The 6374-nt window shown below is 67.2% G+C and carries 6 protein-coding genes; all 6 read left to right on the forward strand.

Translation table 11 applies throughout. The annotated features are described in order from the left end of the window. Positions 1 to 13 precede the first annotated feature (13 nt). The 6 genes from WML84_RS02595 to WML84_RS02620 all read left to right on the forward strand — a co-directional run bounded on the left by WML84_RS02595 (position 14) and on the right by WML84_RS02620 (position 6128). On the forward strand, positions 14 to 1135 hold the full coding sequence (locus WML84_RS02595; RefSeq protein ID WP_061683270.1) for an ABC transporter permease: 1122 nt from the start codon (positions 14 to 16) through the stop codon (positions 1133 to 1135). Positions 1136 to 1189: 54 nt separating this feature from the next. Continuing rightward, positions 1190 to 2179 carry a D-ribose ABC transporter substrate-binding protein gene (locus tag WML84_RS02600; protein WP_341578120.1) on the forward strand — a complete coding sequence of 330 codons (990 nt, stop codon included), beginning with the start codon at positions 1190 to 1192 and terminating at the stop codon, positions 2177 to 2179. 97 nt (positions 2180 to 2276) lie between these two features. After that, positions 2277 to 4031, forward strand: a complete 1755-nt coding sequence (locus WML84_RS02605) for a dihydroxyacetone kinase family protein (RefSeq protein WP_061683268.1) — start codon at positions 2277 to 2279, stop codon at positions 4029 to 4031. After that, complete coding sequence (locus WML84_RS02610; protein ID WP_061683267.1) at positions 4031 to 4504, forward strand: ribose-5-phosphate isomerase; 474 nt, start codon at positions 4031 to 4033, stop codon at positions 4502 to 4504. The genes WML84_RS02605 and WML84_RS02610 overlap by 1 nt, the downstream gene beginning before the upstream one ends. Continuing rightward, a complete protein-coding gene (locus WML84_RS02615) occupies positions 4497 to 5282 on the forward strand; it encodes a triose-phosphate isomerase family protein (RefSeq protein WP_061683266.1) in 786 nt (261 codons plus the stop codon). Before WML84_RS02610 ends, WML84_RS02615 begins: the two co-directional genes overlap by 8 nt. A gap of 30 nt (positions 5283 to 5312) precedes the next feature. Beyond that, positions 5313 to 6128 (forward strand): DeoR/GlpR family DNA-binding transcription regulator, encoded by an 816-nt coding sequence (locus WML84_RS02620; protein ID WP_347344592.1) that lies wholly within the window; start codon positions 5313 to 5315, stop codon positions 6126 to 6128. Positions 6129 to 6374 lie beyond the last annotated feature (246 nt).

Below are 6374 nucleotides of genomic sequence, written 5' to 3' on the forward strand. Positions count from 1 at the left end.
AACGGATCCGACAATGACGACGACCACAACCACCGCGATCATCGAGAAGAGGAAGCAGTTCTCCCTTGCGAAGCTGCTGCTGGAGGGGCGAGCCTTCCTCGCCCTCATCCTCATCATCGTGGTGTTCTCGCTGCTCTCCCGGAACTACTTCACCGTCGAGAACGTGCTGATCATGTCCTCGCACGTTGCGATCTACGCACTGCTGGGCATGGGCATGCTGATGGTCATCCTCAACGGCGGCATCGATCTGTCCGTCGGGTCGACCCTCGGCTTCTCCGCGATCATCGCCGGATTCCTGCTGCAAGGCGTCCCGATCAACATCTTCGGTGTCACCCTGTTCCCGAGCGTTCCCGTCGTCGTGCTGCTCTCCTGCGGCGTCGGCGCGCTCATCGGCTTCGTCAACGGCCTGCTCGTGTCGAAGTTCAAGGTCGCTCCCTTCGTGGCGACGCTCGGCATGCTGTATGTCGTCCGCGGACTGGCGCTGCTGATGACCAACGGCCTGACCATCAACAACCTGTCCGGTGACCCCGAACTCGGCAACACCGGGTTCGAATGGCTCGGCTTCAACCGCATCCTTGGCATCCCCGTCGGCGTGCTCATCATGATCATCGTCGCGATCGTCCTGGGCCTCGTCCTCGGCCGCACCAAGTTCGGCCGATGGATGTACGCCGCGGGAGGCAACGAGCGGGCAGCTGAACTCTCCGGCGTCCCCGTGCGCAGCGTCAAGATCTGGGTGTACGTCATCTCAGGCATCTGCGCGTCCATCGCCGGCCTCATCCTCGCGTCGACCCTCACGAGCGCCTCGCCGACCGCCGGCAACACCTACGAACTGACCGCGATCGCCGCGGTGGTCATCGGAGGCGCCGCCCTCACCGGCGGGCGTGGAAACGTCCGCGGGACGCTCCTCGGTGCCTTCGTGATCGGCTTCCTCTCAGACGGTCTCGTGATCGTCGGCGTCTCCGCCTACTGGCAGATGGTGTTCATGGGCGCCGTGATCGTCGTGGCGGTCCTGCTCAACACACTCCAGTACGGGCGTCGCCGCAAGCCCACAGCTCCCGCCGCTCCCGCCGCACCGGCCGCCGCGGCACCCCAGACGTCGGACCAGTCCGCGCCCATTGGGGCGGCGAAGGACTGACCGCGAACTCGGCATCGATGACCGCTGCCGATCCACCAAGAAAGGACGCAACACATGGTAGGTAAGAAGGCATTTGCCGCCCTCGTCGTCGCGGGCGCCCTGATCCTCGGCCTCACCGCCTGTTCCGGTTCCAGCACCCCCGCGACGTCAGGTGACGGCGGCAGCGGGGAGGCCGGCGGGCTCATCACGATCATCGTGAACGACCCGGCCAACCCGTACTGGAAGACGGAGGGCGACGTCGCCAAGGCGGCCGCCGAGGACCTCGGCTACGAGGCAACCGTCGGCGCTCACAAGGGTGACACCAACACCGAGAACACCCTGATCGACACCGCGATCTCCAACAAGTCGGTGGCCATCATCCTCGACCCGGCCAACGCGGACGGCTCGATCGCTGCGGTGAAGAAGGCCAACGCAGCCGGCATCCCGGTCTTCCTCGTGAACGCCGAGATCAACGAGTCCGGCCTCGCGAAGGCGCAGCTGGTCTCCAACAACGCCCAGGGTGCCGCCATCGGAGCTCAGGAGTGGGTCAAGCAGATGGGCGAGAAGGGCAACTACGTCGAGCTGTTCGGCGCCCCCTCGGACAACAACGCACAGACCCGCTCGAACGGCTTCACCACGGTGATCAGCCAGTACCCCGACCTCGTGTCGGTCGGCAAGGAGGTCGCCGACTGGGACCGCACCAAGGGACACGACAAGATGCAGTCGCTGATGCAGGCGAACTCGGACATCAACGGCGTCATCTCCGGTAACGACGAGATGGCCCTCGGCGCGATCGCCGCGCTCAAGGAAGCCGGCAAGCTCGACGGCGTCATCGTCGGAGGCTTCGACGGCTCGCCCGACGCGGTCACGGCCGTTGAGTCCGGAGAGCTCGCGTACACCGTGCTGCAGCCGGTCGCTGTGTTCTCGAAGGAGGCCGTCACGCTGGCCGACGAGTTCATCCGCACCGGCAAGGCGCCCGAGACCGAGAAGCAGTCGTTCGACTGCATCCTCATCACGAAGGACAACGTCGGCAAGATGACGGACCCCTTCACCTACTCCGGCTGATCGGATCATCATCGGTCACACACTCCGTGTGACCCGCGAGGGGCGGACGTCGTCCTCGGCACCGCCCCTCGCATCCCCTCAACTCTCGAAAGTGATCATGAGCTACGTCCTCAATGCCGCTGCCGACTTCGCGGACGAATCCGCAGAAGGCTTCGTCGCCGCCCACGCCGGCCTGGTGCGCCGGGTGACCGGTGGGGTCGCCCGCCGCACCGCAACTCCCGCGGGGGAAGTCGCCGTCGTCATCGGCGGTGGTTCGGGTCACTACCCCGCATTCGCGGGCCTCGTCGGCCCGGGCCTCGCCCACGGCGCCGCGATGGGCAACGTGTTCGCCTCGCCCAGCACCCAGCAGATCTACGCCGTCGCGAAGTCCGTCGCGACCGACGCCGGCGTTCTGCTCAGCTACGGCAACTACGCCGGCGACGCCCTCAACTTCGACCTCGCCCAGGACCGTCTGCGCTCCGAGGGCATCCCGTGCCGCACCGTGCGGGTCACCGACGACATCTACAGTGCGGGCAAGGACGAGCGCACTAAGCGTCGTGGCATCGCCGGCGACCTCGCCGTCTTCCGCGCCGCTGGATGGGCAGCGGCGCAGGGCTTCGATCTCGACACGGTCGCCACGATCGCGGAGCGCGCGAACGAGAACACCCGTTCCCTCGGCGTCGCCTTCTCCGGCTGCACGCTGCCCGGCTCCGAGGAGCCGCTCTTCTCCGTGCCGGCGGGACAGATGGCCATCGGTATGGGCATCCACGGCGAGCCGGGTATCGACGTGCGCCCCCTGGGCACCGCTGACGAAATCGCGACGCTGTTCGTGAAGGGGCTGATCGACGAGGTGCCCGCCGGGGTGACCGACATCGACGGCGCGCGCGTCGGCGTGATCCTCAACGGACTCGGCGCCGTCAAGGCGGAGGAGCTCTTCGTCGTCTACCGCGCGGTCGCCCGCGAACTCTCAGGCCGGGGACTCGTCATCGTGGACCCCGAGGTCGGGGAGTACGCGACGAGCTTCGAGATGGCCGGTCTCTCGCTCACGCTGTTCTGGCTGGACGAGGAGCTCGAGGCCGCGTGGACCTCTCCGGCCTACAGCCCCGCGTATCGCAAGGGCATGATCGATCTTTCCGGTGCGGATGCCGCTGCGTCCGAGACCGACGTCACCGAGGTCTCTGCGGTCACCGCCGCACCGCCCGAGTCTTCCGCAGCAGGCCGCGTCGCCGCGGCCGCTATCGCCGCAATCCGCGACCTGATCGACCGCGAGGTCGATGAGCTCGGCCGCCTGGATGCCATCGCCGGCGACGGCGACCACGGCATCGGCATGCAACGCGGTGCCCGGGCGGCAGCGGATGCCGCGGATGCCGCTGTCGCACAGGAAGCCGGGGCAGGGACCGTCCTGGCGCTGGCCGGCGACGCCTGGGCTGATCGCGCCGGTGGCACTTCGGGTGCGCTGTGGGGTGCGGGGCTGCGAGCCGTCGGCGACACCGTCGGTGATGAAGAGGCGCCCGACGCGCTCACGGTCGCGACCGGTGTCGACGCCGCCCGCGACGCCGTGCAGAGCTTCGGCAAAGCCGTCGTGGGCGACAAGACCCTCGTCGACGCCCTCGTCCCGTTCACCGAGGTGCTCCTCGCTCGCGTAGGCGACGGCGTCCCGCTCGCAACCGCATGGGCCGATGCCGCTGCTGTTGCCACCGCCGCCGCGCGGGCAACAGCCGACCTCCTGCCCCGCATGGGGCGGGCGCGGCCGCACATGGAGAAAAGCCTCGGCACGCCGGATCCCGGTGCGATCTCGCTCGCGCTGTCGATGACGGAAGTCGCCGGCGTGCTCGCCCGCGCGCACAAAGACCACATTCAGAAGGAGCAGTGATGACCACCAAGTGGCGCATCGTCGTCGGATCCGACGACGCCGGTTACCAGTATAAAGAAGCGCTCAAGGCGGATCTCGAGAAGGACCCGCGCGTCGCATCGGTGGTCGATGTGGGAGTGGATGCCGAAGGCCATACCGCCTATCCGCGCGTCGCGATCGAGGCAGCCGAGCGCATCAAGAACGGCGTAGCGGACCGCGCTCTGCTCGTGTGCGGCACAGGGCTCGGCGTCGCCATCGCAGCGAACAAGGTACCCGGCGTCCGCGCTGTCACGGCCCACGACAGCTTCAGTGTCGAGCGCAGCGTGCTGAGCAACAACGCGCAGATTCTCACGTTCGGCCAGCGTGTCGTGGGGCTCGAGCTCGCCCGCCGGCTGGCGCGGGAGTGGCTGGACTATGAGTTCGACGAGTCGTCGGCGTCTGCCGAGAAGGTGGAGCTGATCGACGAGTACGAGCAGACCGGCACCTGTGGCTGAGTCTCGCGCCGAACCCGGGAGTCCACCGATCCTCCTCGGCGTCAGTCTGAAGCTGTATCTGGACGTGGAGCGGACCGCGCGATGGGCGCACGATGTCGCCGCGATTGCACGGTCGCATCCGGCGGTCACGGATGGGTCCGTGGAGCTTTTCGTGCTGCCTTCGCTGCCGGCCGTGCCGCTGGTGGTGCAGGAGCTCGCGGGCACCCCGGTTCGCGTCGGAGCGCAGGACCTGCATTGGGACGATCGTGGCGCTTACACCGGTGCCGTCAGCGGGCAGGATCTGCGGACGGTCGGATGCGCCCTGGTGGAAGTCGGGCATGCGGAGCGCCGCCAGATCTTCGGCGAAACCGACGACGTCATCGGCGCGAAGGTCGCCGCGGCGTTTCGCAATGGTCTCGTGCCGGTGCTGTGCGTTGGCGAGCACGAGCCCGGGAGCTCGACCGATGCCGCGCACGTATGCATCTCCCAGATCGAGAGCGCTCTTCGCAAGGTGCAGATCGCAGACGCGGAGATCATCATCGCGTATGAGCCCGAGTGGGCGATCGGCCAGGCCGAAGCGGCATCCGCAGATCATGTGCGCGCGGTGGCGGCCACTCTTGCTGATCGGCTACGCCAGGATCCTCGCTTTGCGACCGTCCGCGTCGTCTACGGCGGCTCGGCACAGCCGGGAACCCTCACCGATCTCCGTGGCGATGTGGACGGGCTGTTCCTCGGGCGCTACGCGCATGACCCTGCCGAGCTCGCACGCATCATCGACGAGGCCGCTGCGCTACGTTGAGAGAGTCGCAGACAGTACCCGGAGAAGGCCATGACAGAGACACCCCTCGATACCGGGCCGCGGCAATCGCGACAGGTGGCACGCCAGCAGGCCATCACCGAGGCTGTCATGGCGGAAGGCACCGTCCGCATCGAGCAGCTTGCTGAGCGGTTCGACATCAGTGTGATGACGGTCCATCGCGACCTCGACGAACTCGAAGGACGCGGTCTGCTGAGAAAGAGCCGTGGCGCCGCGACCGCGATGTCCACGTCGCTCGTGGAATCGAGCGATGTCTACCGGACGAATCGGCAGACGAGCGAGAAGGAAGCGCTCGCGCTGGCTGCGCTGGAGTTCGTGGAGCCGGGTCAGGCCGTGATGCTCGATGATTCGACGACGACTCTGCATCTAGTGCCGCATCTGCGGTCGCGCCGTCCGCTGACCGTGATCACGAACACCCTCACGATCATGGATCAGCTGCGCGGAGCGAACGGGATCACCCTGCTGGGGCTCGGCGGTCAGTACTTCAACTGGTGCAGCGCGTTCCTGGGGGGGATCACGACCTCCGCGATCGGGGCGCTGCGAGCCGACCTGTTCGTCATGTCGACGGCGGCGATCACGGACGACGTCGCCTTCCACCAATCGCTGGAGACGAACGACGTGAAGCGCGCGATGTTCGAGTCATCGACGCGGCGCATTCTGATCGTCGACCACACGAAGTTCGAGAAGCGCGCTCTGCACGCGCTCATGCCCCTGTCCGCCTTCGACGCCGTGATCGTCGACAGCGCAACAGATCGACGCGACGTGGCGCGACTTCGTGACAAGGGCGTCGAGGTCGTTGTTGCGCGCTCGCAGCGTCAGGTGCCCTAGCTAGCTAGCGGCTTCCAGACCAAGAATGTAGGGATCCGCCACTTCGGGTGGAACCTCGAGCCCGATACCGCTGCCAACTACCGTGGAATTCCGGCATCGTCCGCCATCTCGGCCGGGAACCTACAGTAGTAGTCGTCGGTTCCACGCCGAACCGTCCCGGCATCGGCCTGCGCCGGCTAAGGCTTCGTCCACGGCTGCGTTCGCGTAGGCTCACGGGTCATGGCCTCCGGAGCGACGATCCACTCC

This window comes from Microbacterium sp., assembly GCF_039812165.1.
Lineage (GTDB): Bacteria > Actinomycetota > Actinomycetes > Actinomycetales > Microbacteriaceae > Microbacterium.